This is a genomic window from Cellulomonas sp. (genome assembly GCF_035634735.1).
GTDB lineage: Bacteria > Actinomycetota > Actinomycetes > Actinomycetales > Cellulomonadaceae > Cellulomonas.
In genome coordinates, this window is record NZ_DASQCJ010000197.1 from 23231 (window position 1) to 37053 (window position 13823).

The 13823-nt window shown below is 77.7% G+C and carries 16 protein-coding genes; 6 read left to right on the plus strand and 10 right to left on the minus strand.

Translation table 11 applies throughout. From position 1 onward, the window contains the following. Positions 1-31: 31 nt before the first annotated feature. The 3 genes from VER05_RS16195 to VER05_RS16205 form a co-directional block, all read right to left on the minus strand. On the minus strand, positions 32-793 hold the full coding sequence (locus VER05_RS16195; RefSeq protein WP_324846346.1) for a YoaK family protein: 762 nt from the start codon (positions 791-793) through the stop codon (positions 32-34). Between the two features lie 182 nt (positions 794-975). Continuing rightward, a complete protein-coding gene (locus VER05_RS16200) occupies positions 976-1464 on the minus strand; it encodes an SRPBCC domain-containing protein (RefSeq protein ID WP_324846347.1) in 489 nt (162 codons plus the stop codon). After that, positions 1461-1811 carry a metalloregulator ArsR/SmtB family transcription factor gene (locus VER05_RS16205; protein ID WP_324846348.1) on the minus strand — a complete coding sequence of 117 codons (351 nt, stop codon included), beginning with the start codon at positions 1809-1811 and terminating at the stop codon, positions 1461-1463. The genes VER05_RS16200 and VER05_RS16205 overlap by 4 nt, the downstream gene beginning before the upstream one ends. 75 nt (positions 1812-1886) lie before the next feature. On the opposite strand from VER05_RS16205, the gene VER05_RS16210 reads away from it, so the two are divergent. After that, positions 1887-2273 (plus strand): DUF1304 domain-containing protein, encoded by a 387-nt coding sequence (locus tag VER05_RS16210; RefSeq protein ID WP_324846349.1) that lies wholly within the window; start codon positions 1887-1889, stop codon positions 2271-2273. On the opposite strand, the gene VER05_RS16215 is transcribed toward VER05_RS16210, so the two are convergent. Genes VER05_RS16215 through VER05_RS16225 form a run of 3 tightly spaced genes read right to left on the minus strand, consistent with a single transcriptional unit; the run spans position 2270 to position 5350 of the window. After that, positions 2270-3148: an ABC transporter permease gene (locus VER05_RS16215; protein ID WP_324846350.1), complete on the minus strand. Its 879-nt coding sequence runs from the start codon at positions 3146-3148 to the stop codon at positions 2270-2272. The two genes, VER05_RS16210 and VER05_RS16215, sit on opposite strands and share 4 nt — an antisense overlap. Then, positions 3135-4121, minus strand: coding sequence for an ABC transporter ATP-binding protein (locus VER05_RS16220; protein WP_324846351.1), 987 nt, complete (start codon positions 4119-4121; stop codon positions 3135-3137). Before VER05_RS16220 ends, VER05_RS16215 begins: the two co-directional genes overlap by 14 nt. Continuing rightward, entirely contained in the window at positions 4118-5350 is a 1233-nt protein-coding gene (locus tag VER05_RS16225) for a hypothetical protein (RefSeq protein ID WP_324846352.1), read from the minus strand. Before VER05_RS16225 ends, VER05_RS16220 begins: the two co-directional genes overlap by 4 nt. Positions 5351-5443: 93 nt before the next feature. Between VER05_RS16225 and VER05_RS16230 the strand changes: the two genes are divergently transcribed. Both VER05_RS16230 and VER05_RS16235 read left to right on the plus strand, forming a co-directional pair. Further along, positions 5444-6097, plus strand: coding sequence for a response regulator transcription factor (locus tag VER05_RS16230; protein ID WP_324846353.1), 654 nt, complete (start codon positions 5444-5446; stop codon positions 6095-6097). Beyond that, positions 6094-7485, plus strand: a complete 1392-nt coding sequence (locus tag VER05_RS16235; protein ID WP_324846354.1) for a HAMP domain-containing sensor histidine kinase — start codon at positions 6094-6096, stop codon at positions 7483-7485. Before VER05_RS16230 ends, VER05_RS16235 begins: the two co-directional genes overlap by 4 nt. Before the next feature lie 58 nt (positions 7486-7543). Here VER05_RS16235 and VER05_RS16240 read toward each other — a convergent pair whose 3' ends face one another. Continuing rightward, on the minus strand, positions 7544-8026 hold the full coding sequence (locus VER05_RS16240; protein ID WP_324846355.1) for an NUDIX domain-containing protein: 483 nt from the start codon (positions 8024-8026) through the stop codon (positions 7544-7546). Positions 8027-8106: 80 nt separating this feature from the next. Here VER05_RS16240 and VER05_RS16245 point away from each other — a divergent pair, with 80 nt between their 5' ends. Both VER05_RS16245 and VER05_RS16250 read left to right on the plus strand, forming a co-directional pair. Next, on the plus strand, positions 8107-8517 hold the full coding sequence (locus VER05_RS16245; RefSeq protein ID WP_324846356.1) for a peptidase inhibitor family I36 protein: 411 nt from the start codon (positions 8107-8109) through the stop codon (positions 8515-8517). 19 nt (positions 8518-8536) lie between these two features. Beyond that, positions 8537-9166 (plus strand): RNA polymerase sigma factor, encoded by a 630-nt coding sequence (locus VER05_RS16250; RefSeq protein ID WP_324846357.1) that lies wholly within the window; start codon positions 8537-8539, stop codon positions 9164-9166. 1226 nt (positions 9167-10392) lie between these two features. Here the strand turns inward: VER05_RS16250 and VER05_RS16255 are convergent. Further along, positions 10393-11259, minus strand: coding sequence for an NAD(P)H-hydrate dehydratase (locus VER05_RS16255; protein WP_324846358.1), 867 nt, complete (start codon positions 11257-11259; stop codon positions 10393-10395). After that, positions 11252-11968 (minus strand): histidine phosphatase family protein, encoded by a 717-nt coding sequence (locus VER05_RS16260; protein WP_324846359.1) that lies wholly within the window; start codon positions 11966-11968, stop codon positions 11252-11254. The genes VER05_RS16255 and VER05_RS16260 overlap by 8 nt, the downstream gene beginning before the upstream one ends. A 155-nt stretch (positions 11969-12123) precedes the next feature. Here VER05_RS16260 and adhP point away from each other — a divergent pair, with 155 nt between their 5' ends. Next, positions 12124-13143: an alcohol dehydrogenase AdhP gene (adhP, locus tag VER05_RS16265; protein WP_324846362.1), complete on the plus strand. Its 1020-nt coding sequence runs from the start codon at positions 12124-12126 to the stop codon at positions 13141-13143. 263 nt (positions 13144-13406) lie between these two features. Here the strand turns inward: adhP and VER05_RS16270 are convergent. Beyond that, the coding region (locus tag VER05_RS16270) for a flavodoxin family protein (protein ID WP_324846360.1) at positions 13407-13823 on the minus strand (417 nt) is incomplete at its 5' end.

Sequence of the window (13823 nt, forward strand, 5' to 3'; positions counted from 1 at the left end):
TGACCACCAGCCCCGCGGGTGCGACGGCGGGTCAGTCCCCCTCGGCGCCGACCTGGGTGCGCGACGGGAGCGGTGCCGGCGAGCGCGTCGTGGAGGTCCAGCCCGGGGCCGGCTCGGCGGCCGAGATCCGCCGGGTGTGCGCCTCGATGGCGGCGAGCACCACGGCCAGGAGGGCCGCGGCGAGCAGCGCCGCGCGGGTGCCGAGCGCGTCGGGGCCGCTCGCGACGGCTCCGATCCCCGCTCCCGCCGCGAACGCCAGGACGATGATCGACAGGCGGAGCACGACCACGCGCTGGGTCCGGTCGTAGCCGCTCAGCCACTCGTACGCCGCGGTCACGAGGGTGCGGAGGTTCCCGGTCGTCATGGTCGTGCTGTACGTGGTGTCCCGGACCAGCCGGAACGTGGTGACCTGCAGAGCGGCCACGAACGACACGGCGACGGTCGTCGTGAGCGTGGGCACCGACACCGGCAGTGCGGCGACCGCGACCAGCACCGCGATCTCGGCGAGCAGCACGATGCGGGTCGGGTCGTGCATCCCCGGCAGGCGACGGTGTGCGGCGAGCCACTCGGCGGCGACGAGGCCGAGGACGAACGCGCCGATGATCGGCAGGTAGCCGGTGGCCTGCGCCCACTCGCCCCGAGCGGCGTGGATCCCGACGAACACGACGTTGCCCGTCTGGGCGTTGGCGAAGACCCCGTCGTGCGCGACGAACGTGTACGCGTCCAGGAACCCGCCGACCACGGCGAGCGCGGCGCCGGTCGCCGGGTGCTCGGGGCGGGTGCGGACCCTCATGCGAGCACTCGCCGGACGGTGGTGCGGGTCGGTCGGTCGAGGGTCGTGCCGTTCACGCGCTCAGTATGCGCCAGTCGTCCCATGATTTCCCGGGACCTTGGCCCGGGGCGACCGTCGCGACCCCCTCGGTCTGCGGCCGACCGCCCGCACCGCGCACCCCGGCACCGGCCCGGCGGCCGGGCTCAGCCCTCCGCGAGCAGCGCCGGGATCTGCCCGACGGCCTCGCGCATGCCCTCGGCCATCCCCATCCCGAGCACCTGCTCCAGCGCCTCGGCGGTCGCGAACTGCGAGGTGATCGTCATCCGCGTCCCCGCGCCCGCCGGCGTCAGGTCGACCCGCATCACCGTGACCGGCAGCGAGTCGTCCGGGTTGCCGTCCGCGTCCGCGAACCCGTCCTCGAGCTCGAGCGACCGCGGCTCGTCGGTGCGGCGCACCCGCCACCAGCCGTGGGCCTCGGTGCCGTCGGGGCCGGTCATGTGGTACTTCGAGGTGCCCCCGGGGGTGAGGTCGTGGGCGGTGAAGGTGGCCGGCCACGACGGCGGACCCCACCACCGCCCGAGCTGGTCCGCGTCGGACCACAGCCGCCACACCCGCTCGGGGGTGGCGTCGAGCTCGGTGACCACGGTGAGCGTCAGCGCGTCGGTGTCCTTGATGGTGTCCACGACGGTCATGAGTCGTCCCCTTCTCGCGTCTCGCCGAGGAGGTCCGCCATGCGGTCGATGCGGCCGCGCCAGATCTCCTCGTACCGGTCGAGCAGCCGTCCGGCGGCCCGGATGGTCGCGACGTCGGCGTGGACGACCTGCTCGCGGCCGTGCCGCTGCTTGGTCACGAGGTGCGCCCGCTCGAGCACGGCGACGTGCTTCTGCACGGCGGCGAAGCTCATCTCGTAGGAGCGCGCGAGGGCGGTCACCGACGCCTCCCGGCGCAGCACCTGCGTGACGATGTCGCGGCGGGTGGCGTCGGCCAGCGCGGCGAACACCCGGTCCACCTCGGCGGGGTCCAGCTGACGTACAACCATGTGGTTGTACGTTACGCCGGTGCGGCGTGCGTCACAAGGCCCCGCGCTCGCGGCCGGCGCGGCAGACTGGCGCCCATGATCGCCGCCGGACTGGTGCTCGCCGCGCTCGCGGCCTTGGTGCACGTGTACATCTTCACGCTCGAGTCGCTGACCTGGACGGCGCCGCGGACCCGCGCGACGTTCGGCACCACGCCGGAGGGCGCCGAGGCCACGAAGGAGCTCGCGTTCAACCAGGGCTTCTACAACCTGTTCCTCGCGGTGGTCGCGGCGGCGGGGGTGGTCGCGACGGCGACCGGCGCCGACGCCGTCGGTGCCGCGCTGGTGCTCGCCGGCACCGGGTCGATGCTCGCCGCGGCGCTGGTGCTGGTGCTGTCGTCGCCGGGCAAGGCGCGGGCCGCCGCCGTGCAGGGCGCGTTCCCGCTGCTCGCGGTCGTCGCGACCGTGGTGGGCCTGCTGGCCTAGGACGTCACGTCGGCGGTGGTGAACCGCGCCCACGCGAGCGTCCCGAACACCGCCACCCATGCCGCCTGCACCGCGAGCCCGGTCCCGACCACGCCCCAGTCGACCTGCACCCGCAGGAACTCGGCGAAGTCGAACCAGTGGTGCGTGAGCAGCCCGGGGTGGATCGCCGAGAGCTGCGGGAGCGAGTCGAGGACCGTCGACACCACGGCGACCACGACCGTCGCCGCCATCGCGCCGACGGGCACCTCGGTGAGGGTCGAGAAGAACAGCCCGACGGCCACCAGCCCGGTCAGCGAGAGCCCGACGTAGGCGACGATCCCGGCGACCCGGACGACGCCCTCGCCGACCGGGACCGTGCTGCCGGACAGCAGCACCACGTCGTGCACGCCGAAGTAGGCCGCCCCGATCAGCAGCCCGGTCACCGCGACCGCGAGCACCGCCGCCGCGGCGAACGCCAGCGCGGCCAGCGCCTTGACCAGCAGCAGCCGCGTGCGGGGGACCGGGACCACGAGCAGGTAGCGGAGCGTGCCGGCGGACGCCTCGCCCGCGACCGCGTCGCCGGACGCGATGCCGATGCACAGCGGCAGCAGGAACGGCAGGCAGAGGAACAGCGCGGCGACGACCAGGAACAGCCCGTTGCCGGTGACCTGGGCGAGGAACGCCGGGCCCTGCCCGGACAGCGCGCTGTCCCGGGTGACGAGCAGCACGGTCCCGATGACGACCGGCACCAGCGCGAGCCCGGCGAGCAGCACCAGGTTGCGCCGCCTGCCCAGCACCAGGCGCAGCTCGGACCGCAGCAGGCGGGCGAACGCGACCGGCGGGGGAGCGGCGACCCGCGAGTCCTCCGCGGCGTCCAGCACCTCAGCGCGCGACATCGAAGCCCTCCCCGGTCAGCTCGACGAACACCTGCTCGAGGCTCGGCCGGTCGACCTCGAGGCCGACCAGGTCGACCCCCGCGTGCACGAGCGCGGCCGACACCTTCTCCGGGGGCGTGGGGCCGAGCGCCGCGGTGAGCCGCGCCGTCCCCGCCCCGCCCGGCAGGGCCCGCCCGTCGCGCGCCACCTCGGCGAGGCCGAGCCCGCGGAGCACCTCCGCCGCCGCGTCGGCCTGCGCCGCGCGGGTGGTCACGGCCAGCCGGGCGCCCTCCCGGTCGGTGAGCGCGGCCCGCTCGCCCTGCAGCAGCAGCCGCCCGCGGCTCATGATCCCGACGTGCGTGCAGACCTGCTCGATCTCGGCGAGCAGGTGGGACGACACGAGCACGGTCGCGCCGCCGTCCGCGAGCTCGCGCACCAGGTGCCGCACCTCGCGGGTGCCCTGCGGGTCGAGGCCGTTGGTCGGCTCGTCCAGCACCAGCAGGTCGCGCGGCTGCAGCAGCGCGGCGGCGAGGCCGAGCCGCTGCTTCATGCCGAGCGAGTACTGCCGGTACGGCTTGGTCGCCGCCGCGCCGAGACCGACCCGGTCCAGGGCGGCGTCGGCGCGCCGGCGGCTGGTGCGCGGGTCGGCGGTGGCGTCGCCGGCGTCCAGCCGCGCGAGGTTCGCGCGGCCCGAGAGGTACGGGTGGAACGCCGGGCCCTCGACCAGCGCGCCGACCCGGGGCAGCACGCGCGCGGCCTGCTCCGGCATCGCGGCGCCGAGCAGCCAGGCGCGCCCCGCGGTCGGGTGCGCGAGGCCCAGCAGCATGCGGATGGTGGTCGTCTTGCCGGACCCGTTCGGCCCGAGGAACCCGTACACGGCGCCGCGGGGCACGGCCAGGTCGAGACCGTCGACGGCGACCTGGCCGCTCCGGAACCGCTTGGTCAACCCCGCGGTCCGGACGGCCAGGTCGCCGTCCAGGTGCGGCTCGCTCATGCCGCGGCGCGCAGCGCGTCCGCCGGCACGGCGCCGACCAGCACCCGGCCGTCGTCCGTGATCAGCACCGACAGCAGGGTCGAGCTCAGCAGCCGGCCCTCGGGGACCGCGGTGGTGAGCTGGTCGTACAGCGCCGTGGCGTCCAGCGACGGGCGCCCGGGGGTGCCGTCCTCGTCGCTCGGGACGAACTGCTGCACCAGGTCCTGCGCCTCCTCGGAGCCGAGCACGCGCTCGGCGCCGGGGACGGTGGCCAGCGAGGCGGCGTCCCCGCCGACCAGTCCCGCGACGTCGACGTCGCTCAGGGTGACGATCGTGGACCAGCCGGAGCCGGAGACGGCCACGCCCTCGGGGAGGGCGGGGACGGTGCCCGGCTCGGGGGCGTCCTCCGGCACGTCCGGCAGCGGCACGACGACCTCCTCGGTGGTGGCGCCGGCGGGCGCGGAGAACGCCAGCACGGAGTCGTCCGGCGCGGTGAGCTGCACGTCGGTGAACCCGACCTCGAGCGAGGGGGCCGCGCCGTCGGACGTCGACCAGGTCTGCACGCGCAGCGGCTGGGAGGTCGCGGCGTCCACCGCGACGACGACGCGCGAGACGAGCGTGGCGTCGTCGGTCGGGCTGACCACGAGCTGGTAGGCGTCCCGCCCGGCGACGGTGGTCGGGCTGTCGACCGAGACGTCCGCGTCCCGCTCCGCGAGCGCGAGCACCTGCGCGGCGGCGGCCTCGGGGGTCGGCAGGTCCGCGCCGGGGCCCGCGGCGGCCCGGTCGGCGAGCGCCTGGTAGCGGGCCACGTCCGCCGGGTCGAGCGTGTAGTGCGTGACCGCGTCGTCGGTCGACGAGTAGGTCCAGGCCTCGGCCCCGTCGTGCACGACTGAGTACTCCGAGGTGGCCCCGAGCAGCGAGACCCGGGAGCGCTCGGCGCCGTCGGACCAGACCCGCAGCGTGGACGAGCCGCCGAGCAGGTTCAGCGGGTCGGCGCCGGTCATCTCCGCCGGCAGCTCGGGCAGGCCGAGGCGCGCGGTGTAGACGACGGTGCCCTGCACCGGCGTCGGCTCGGCGTCGGCGACCCTGCTCAGCAGCTCCTGCGGGGTGACGGCGGGGAGGTCGGCGTCGCCCGACGAGGCCAGCGCCGGGACGCCGACCGCGGCGGCCACCGCCACGGCGACGACCCCGGGCACGGCCCAGCGGGCGCGGGGGGAGAGGGTGCGGCGGGGGCGCTCGGTGTCGGCCATGACCCCACTGTGCGCCACCGGGGCTGAGGCGGCGCTGAGAACGCCGCGCCGCCACGGGCCGCCGCGCACCGCCGGCGGTGCGATGCTGCGGGGGTGCGGGTGCTGGTGGTGGACGACGAGCGCGGGCTGGTGGACGCCCTGCGCCGCGGGCTGACGGCCGAGGGGTTCGCCGTCGACGTGGCCTACGACGGCGCGGCCGGGCTGGGCCTGGCGACCGACCGGGACTACGACGCGATCGTGCTCGACGTGATGCTGCCGCGGCGCAACGGCTACGACGTCGTCACCGACCTGCGCGCCGCCGGGGTCACCACGCCGGTGCTGCTGCTCAGCGCGAAGGACGGCGAGCACGACGTCGCCGACGGGCTGGACGTCGGGGCGGACGACTACCTGACCAAGCCGTTCTCGTTCGTCGTGCTGGTCGCCCGGATCCGGGCGCTGCTGCGCCGCCCGCCGCAGGTGCGGCCCGCGGTGCTGGCGGTCGGCGACCTGGTGCTCGACCCGGCCGCGCGCACCGTCGCCCGGGCGGGCGAGCCGGTCGAGCTGACCGGGCGGGAGCTGGCGCTGCTGGAGTACCTGATGCGGCACGCGGACCGGGTCGTCGGCAAGGTCGAGCTGCGGGACCACGTCTGGGACGGGCCCGGCGAGGACGGCAACGTGGTCGAGGTGTACGTCGGCTACCTGCGCCGCAAGCTCGGCCGGGAGGCGATCGCCACCGTCCGGGGCGCGGGCTACCGGGTCGCGGGGTGACGCCGGGGCGGCCGCGGCGGGCCCGGTGGTCGCTGCGCGCCCGGCTCACCGTGCTGACGGCGGGGCTGCTGTGCGCCGCGCTGGTGGTGGGGGCGGTCGTGCTGAGCACCGTGCTGTCCCGCGGGCGGGTGGCGGCGCTCGACGAGGTGGTGCGGGCGCGGGCGGGGACCGTCGCCGCGCTGGTGGCGAGCGACCAGGTGCCCGACGCGCTGCCGGTGGCCGAGCCGGGCGAGATCGTCCAGGTGCTCGACGCCGGCGGCCGGGTCGTGGCCTCGTCGCCGACGGCCAGCCGGACGCTGCCGGTGCTGGGCGGCGACGCGCTGGCCGACCTGGCCGGGCCGGCCGCGGCGGCGCCGGGCGTGGCCGTGGTCGGCGGCACCGACGCGTCCGGGTACGACCGCGCGGCGCGGGTGGCCGTGGTCGCGCCCGCCGGCGCCCCCGACGGGACCCTGGTCGTCGCCACGGTGCCGGTCGCCGAGGTCGAGGGCCTGGTCCGGGCGCTGCGGCTCGCGCTCGCCGGCGTGGTGCCGGCGCTCACCGCGCTGTTCGCGGCCGCGATCTGGGTCGCGCTGGGCCGGGCGCTGCGGCCCGTCGAGCGGCTGCGGTCCGCGGCGGCGCAGGTGGCCCGCGCGGGCGGCCCCGGCTCCCTGCCCGACCCCGGCACCGACGACGAGGTGGGCGCGCTGGCGCGGACCCTGAACGAGATGCTCGACCGGCTCGAGGAGGCGGCCGGGCGGCAGCGGGCGTTCGTCGCGGACGCCGCGCACGAGCTGCGCACCCCGCTGGCGGCGCTCCGGGCCCAGCTCGAGGTCGCCGGCACGCACCCGGAGGCCTACGCGCCCGGGGAGCTGGTCGACGGGCTGGGCGAGCAGGTGCGCCGGATGCAGGCGCTGGTGGACGACCTGCTGCTGCTCGCCCGGCTCGGGTCGCGGCCGGTGCCGGACGCGGGGGTCGACCTCGGGGCGGTCGCGCGGGAGGCGGCGGCGCTCGCGGTGGCCGGGGGCGCCGGGGCGGCGGCGCCGGGCGCGCCGGTCGCCGTCGAGGTGGTCGGCGCCGGGCGGGCGCGCGGGGACGCGGCGGCGCTGGGCCGGGTGGTGCGCAACCTCGTCGACAACGCGATCGGGCACGCGGCGGGGTCGGTGCGGGTCGAGGTCGCGGACGGGCTGGTCGCGGTCGTCGACGACGGCCCGGGGGTGCCCGCCGCCGACCGCGAGCGGGCGTTCGCGCGGTTCGTGCGGCTCGACGCGGCGCGGGCGCGGCCGGGCGGCGGCAGCGGCCTGGGGCTGGCGATCGCCCGGGAGGTGGCGCGCGAGCACGGGGGCGACGTGGTGCTCGCCGACCGCGCCGACGGCGCGCCGGGCCTGCGGGCGGAGCTGCGGCTGCCCTGACCGCGGGCCGGCGCGCGGGGCGGGCGCGCGCGGGCCGGCGCGCGGGCCGGCGCGCGCGTCAGGACGGCAGCGACACGACCGCGGGCAGGCCGCCGTCCCGGACGCCCTCGAGCACCAGCCGCTCGTGCGGCACCACCAGCCCGGGGAGCGCGCCGAGCGGGAACCAGCGCATCTCGGCGGCCTTGTCCGGCTCCGCTACCGCGGGGTCGCCGGCCCAGCGCCGGGCCACGAAGAACACGTCGCACCGCTGCTCGACCTGCGGGCCGCCGCGCTCGAACCGGTGCAGGGTGGTCACCGGCTCCAGGTCCGCCGGGTCGAGCCGCACGCCCGCCTCCTCCGCCGCCTCGCGCACGGCCGCCTCGTGGACGGACTCGCCGGGGTCGACGTGGCCGGCGAGCGTCGCCCACCGGCCGTCCATGTAGCCGGTGCCGCGGCGGAGCTGGAGCAGCACGTCCTCCCCGCGGAGCAGGAGCACGTAGGCGGCGGCGACGAGCAGCGAGCGGTGGCCCAGGTGGTCGTCGGGGGCGTAGCGGTCGGTCACGGGGCCCGACTCTGCCACGCGCCTCCCCCCTGTGACGCATCTCACAGCAACGAGACGTGACGGTCTCCGACCATGTCGGGATGACACCTCATGTGCAGCCCACCTCCGCCCGCCGGCTCCGCGCCGCCCTCGTCGGCGTCGCCGCGCTCGCGCTGTCCGCGCTCGCCGGGCCCGCCGGCGCCGCGGACGACGACCCGGCGGGGCCCGGGGACGTGACCGCGTACAGCGCCAGCCAGTGCGGCACCGGGCGGTTCTGCCTCTGGAGCGGCGCCGGCTACTCCGGCGCGTTCTGGTCCACCGGGACCACCGGCCTCCAGGCCACGGCGGTCGCCGGCGCGGGCTCGGTCTGGAACCGGATGGGCGTCGACGTCTACACCTACTCGGGCGCGGGCGGCACCGGCAGCGTGGTCTGCTGGAACGCGGGGACGCAGACGCCCACGACGTCCGTGGGCAGCCTCTCGGTCCGTACGATGGGCCCGACGACATGCTGACGGACGACCTGAGGACGACGTGGGGGCAGGGGGCGGCGAGGGCGCGGACGGCGCCCCCGCGGGCGACGGCGACGCCGAGGCGTTCGCCGCTGCCTACCGCCTGCTCGCGCCGCAGGTGCGCGGCTTCGCCCGCCGCCAGGTCCCGGACGACCTCGCGGAGGACGTGGTCGCCGAGACCTTCCTGGTGCTCTGGCGCCGCTGGGCCGACGCGCCCGCCGCGGACGACCAGCTGCGGCCCTGGGTGTTCGGCGTCGCCCGCAACAAGATCAAGCACGTCCACGAGCAGCGCGGCCGCCAGCTGCGCACCGTCGCGGGCGTCGCGGCGGCCGAGCCCACCCGGGCCCCGGTCGCGGACCCGTCGGACCGGCTGGCCGGCGACGACCTGGCCCGGCGGCTGCTGGCGCAGCTGCCGCCGGCCGAGGGCGAGGCGATGTCCCTGACCGTGTGGGCGGGGCTCACGCCGAGCGAGGCGGCCGAGGTGCTCGGCTGCTCGCTCACCGCGCTCACCTCGCGGCTGTCCCGGGCCCGCGCCCGGCTGGCCGCGGCGCTCGACGGCACGACGCACGGCACGACGCCCGACGGGACGACGGGCGGCACGACGCAGGGCGGCACGACGCACGCCGCAGGACCCGGGGGGAGGGACCGATGACCGACGACGACCGCGACGCCGCGCGGGCCCGCGCCCTCGCCGAGGCGGACGCCCTGCGCGCGCTGCTCGCCGCGCACGGCGCCGGCACCCCCGCGCCCGCGGCCCACCCGGGCGACGAGGACCTGCTGGCCCGGATCCTGGCGACGGACCCGGCCGCCCCCGACGCGCCGGAGGAGGCCGACCGCGGCACCGGCCCGGCCGTCCCGCCGCCCGGCGACCCGGCCGCCGCCGACGGCCCCGCCGCCCCGGTCGTCCCCCTGCGCGCCGCGCGCCGCGCCCGCCGCTGGGTCGCCGCCGCCGCGGGCGTCGCCGCGGCGGCCGTCGGCGGCACCGTGCTCGCCCTGCTCCCGCTGCACGACCCGCCCGCCGCCGTCGCCAGCGGCTCCCCGCCGATGCTGGCGTACCCGGTGACGCCCGAGGAGCTCGCGGCCGGCGCCGGCGACCCGGCGCGCGACACCCTGCTCGAGCTCGCCGACGCCGCGGGCGACCGCCCCGACCCCGCGCCCGCGGGCGACGTGCAGCACGTGCTGGCCCAGGCCTGGTACCTCAGCTCGACCGTGGGCGGGGACGGCAGCACGACGTCGACCGTCGACCCGGTGGTCCGGGAGACCTGGCTGAGCCCCGACGGCTCCCTGGTGGCGATGGAGTGGCGCGGGCAGCACCTCGGCGAGGACGGCCGGCTCGAGGCGGTCGACACCACGCCGGCGGACGCGTCGGTCGACCGGATCCCCGCCGGCACCTTCGACCCGGACCTGTTCACCGCGATGTCCGACGACCCGGCGACCCTGCGCGGCGAGCTGCTCGAGGCGGCCGGCGGCGCGGCGATCGGCTGCGGCCCCGACACGACGTACGCCGCGTGGTGCCTCTACCAGGCGGCCGCCATCGTGTCGGACCCGTACGTGCTGCCGTCGTCGTTCGAGTCGGCGCTGTGGCGGGTCCTCGCCGACGAGCCGGGCGTGACGCTCGCGGGCGAGGTGACCGACCGGACCGGCCGGCGGGCGGTGGCGCTCGGCATCCCCGGTGGGCCCGCCGGGCCCGACGTGGTGCAGGTGCTGCTGGTCGACGGCGGGACGGGCCGGATGTCCGGGCACGAGGAGGTCACCCTCCGCTCCGAGGCGGCCGGCATCGACGAGCCCACCGTGACCCAGTTCCGCTACGTCGTCGGCGCGGACCGGGTGGCCGAGGCGGGCGGCGGGGACCCGGGGTCCGACGCGGGCGCCGCGCCCTCAGGCCTGCAGCTCGACCAGGACGGCGGGGACCTCGTCCGCCAGCTCGCGCGCCAGGTAGCCCAGCGGTCCGACGCGGGCGGCCAGGCGGTCGCCGGCGGAGCCGTGGACGGCGGTGCCCCAGCAGGCGGCCTGCTCGGCGGGGGCGCCGCCGGCGAGCAGCCCCGCCACGGCGCCGGCGAGCACGTCGCCGCTGCCTGACGTCCCGAGCCCGGGGTAGCCGGTCGCCGAGGCCCACCGGCGCCCGTCCGGGTGCGCGATGGTCCCGGCGCAGCTGACGACCGCGCCCCACCGGTCCGCCACCCGGGCGGCCGCGTCGTCCGCGTCGACCTCGTCCACGCCGAGCAGCCGCGCCGCCTCGGTGGTGTTCGGCGTGAGCACGACGCGCCCCTCGGGCAGCGTCACCTCGTCGCGCAGGCCAGGCAGCACGCCGAGCGCGAAGGCGTCGAGCAGCACGGCGGCGTCCCGGTCGGCGAGCGCGCCGAGCACCGCGCGCACCAGGCCCGCTGCCCCCTCCGGCTCGTCCAGGCCCGGGCCGACGACGACCGCGTCGGCGCGCTCGAGCTCGGCCGCGAGGTGCGGCGGGGTCGCGCCGGTGGGGGACCCGTCGGCGTCCTCGGGCAGCGCCAGCACGCCGGCCTCGGGCGTCGCCACGGCCAGCGCGGCCGCCACCGACCCGGCCACGGCCAGGGTCAGCCGCCCGGCGCCGATCCGGAGCGCGGTCAGGCCGGCGAGCGCCGCGGCGCCGGGGGTCCGGCGCGCCCCGCCGACCACCAGCACGCCGCCGCGGACGTCCTTGGTGCCGTCCCGCGCGGGCAGCGGCCAGCCGCGGAGCAGCGCGGGGGTCAGCGGCGTCGGGTCAGTCATCGCCCTGCCCCGGGTGCTCGGTGACCTCGGCGCCGCCCAGGTGCGCCACGTCGTCGACGACCTCGGCGCGCCAGCCCTCCGGCCCCCCGACCAGGACCGTCACGGAGGCGTTCCGCACGCTGTGCTCCGCGACCTGCGCCATCAGCTCGTCCTCGGTCAGCCCCTCGCACACGTAGCGCAGCAGCCAGATGACGGCGTCGTGGCAGACGACCAGCACCCGCCGGCCCGCCTCGCGCCGCTCGACGTCGCCCACGACCGAGCGCAGCCGGAGCGCGACGTCGGCCCAGGACTCGCCGCCCGGCGGCCGGAAGTACATCTTGCCCAGCCGGTCGCGGCGCGCGGCCTCGTCGGGGAACCGGGCGTCGACGCCGTGGCTCGTGAGGCCGTCGAGGATGCCGAGCTCCCGGTCCCGCAGCCGCTCGTCGACGACGGTCCGCAGCGGCAGGCCGGCCTTCTCGAGCGCCAGCTCGGCGGTCCGGCGGGCCCGGACGTACGGCGAGCACCAGAGCACCTCGGGCGCCTCGTCGGGCGGCAGCGTCGCGAGGTGGGCGCCGAGCGCGCGGGCCTGCTCCTCGCCGGTGGCGGACAGCGGGGTGTCGGCGTCGCGCCACGGCACGCCGACGGTCTGGGCGCCGGCCCGCTCGGCGCGGGTCGCGGCGACGTTCCCCTCGCTCTCCCCGTGGCGGACGAGCACGAGTCTGCTGGTCATGACCCCCACGGTCGCAGCAGCCCTCGCGGCCCGCATCCCGGGGGCGGCGGTGGGTCCTCGGTCCCTGCTGCGGGGCCGGGGCGCGGCGCTACGTTCTCGTGACAGCGTTCACAAGGCGGTGGACGCGCGGCGTGAGGAGAGCTGCTGTGCCCGAGATGATGAAGGCCGCGGTCGTCCGCGACCTCGGTGCCCCGCTGGTCGTCGAGGAGCGCCCGGTCCCGGTGCCGGGGCCGCACGAGGCCCTGGTGGAGGTCGACTACTCCGGCGTGTGCCACACCGACCTGCACGCCGCGCGCGGCGACTGGCCGGTGAAGCCGGCGCCGCCGTTCGTGCCCGGGCACGAGGGGTCGGGCCGCGTGGTCGCGGTCGGCTCGCAGGTCCGCGGGGTCCGCGTGGGCGACCGGCTGGGCAACGCCTGGCTGGCGACGGCCTGCGGCACGTGCACGGACTGCCTGCGCGGCTGGGAGACGCTGTGCACCGGGCAGCAGAACTCGGGCTACTCCGTCGACGGCTCGTTCGCCGAGTACATGCTCGTCGACGCGCGGTACGCCCCCCGCATCCCCGAGGGCGTCGACGCGGCCGGCGTGACGGCCGTGCTGTGCGCGGGGGTCACGGTCTACAAGGGCCTCAAGGTCGCCGACGCGAAGCCGGGGGACTGGGTCGTGGTCTCCGGGATCGGCGGGCTCGGGCACCTGGCGATCCAGTACGCCGCGGCGATGGGTTACCGGGTGATCGCGGTGACCGGCTCGGAGGCCAAGCGCGCGTCCGCGCTGGAGTACGGCGCCGAGCTGGTCGTGAACCACCGGGACGGCGACCCGGGGGAGGCCGTGCACGACCTGGTCGGCGGCGCGCACGCGGCGCTGGTCACGGCGGTCAGCGAGTCGACGTTCCCGCAGGCGCTGTCGATGCTGCGCCGCGGCGGGACCGTGTCGCTCGTCGGGCTGCCGCCGGGCACCTTCCCGCTGTCGATCTTCGACACCGTGCTCCGCGGGCTCACCGTGCGCGGGTCGATCGTCGGCACCCGGCTCGACATGCAGGAGGCCGTCGACTTCTACGCCCGGGGGCTGGTGCGCACCAAGTACGAGCTGCGGCCGCTCGACGCGGTGAACGACGTGTTCGCGCGCATGGAGACCGGGGCGATCGACGGCCGGGTGGTCCTCGACCTGAAGCTGTGACTGCCCGTGACAGGATGTGATCGAGGTCACACGATCGCGACGTGACGGATCGTCGTTCCCTGCGGACTACACGGGTGACGCGCACGGCGGGTGTGGAGGGCACCGGCCGGCGCGCGGCGGCACCGTCCGAGCCCGCAGGGGGCGGCTCGGCCGGCACCGCCGCACCCGATCGGCCCCCGGGAGCAGCGCTCCCGGGGGCCGTTGCGGTTCCCGGGCGGCGCGCGGGCGTGCCGGGCGGGCCGCGCCGACGCGCGCCGCCGGCGTCAGGACGCGGGCGGGCCGAGCGGCGTGGCGGCCAGCGCGCGGGCCACGCCCACCAGGTTCTGCGCCATCGCGCGCCCGGTCGAGCGGCTCCACTCGTGGCCCTCGTCCGTGCCGGAGTAGTCCGGTCCGGGGCCCGGCCCGCGGTTCCAGTACGTCCAGGCCTGCGGCGGGATCGTGAACCCGATGTCCACCAGCCCGCCGGCGATCTCCGAGATCACGTGGTGCGCGCCGTCCTCGTTGCCGGTGACGACCACCCCGGCGACCCGGTTGTACGCCACCGGGCGGCCGGCGTCGTCGGTCTCGGAGATCATCGCGTCCATCCGCTCCAGCATCCTCTGGGCGACGGACGACGGGTGGCCGACCCAGGTCGGCGTGGCGACGACCAGGATCTCGGCGTCGAGCACCGCGCGGCGGAC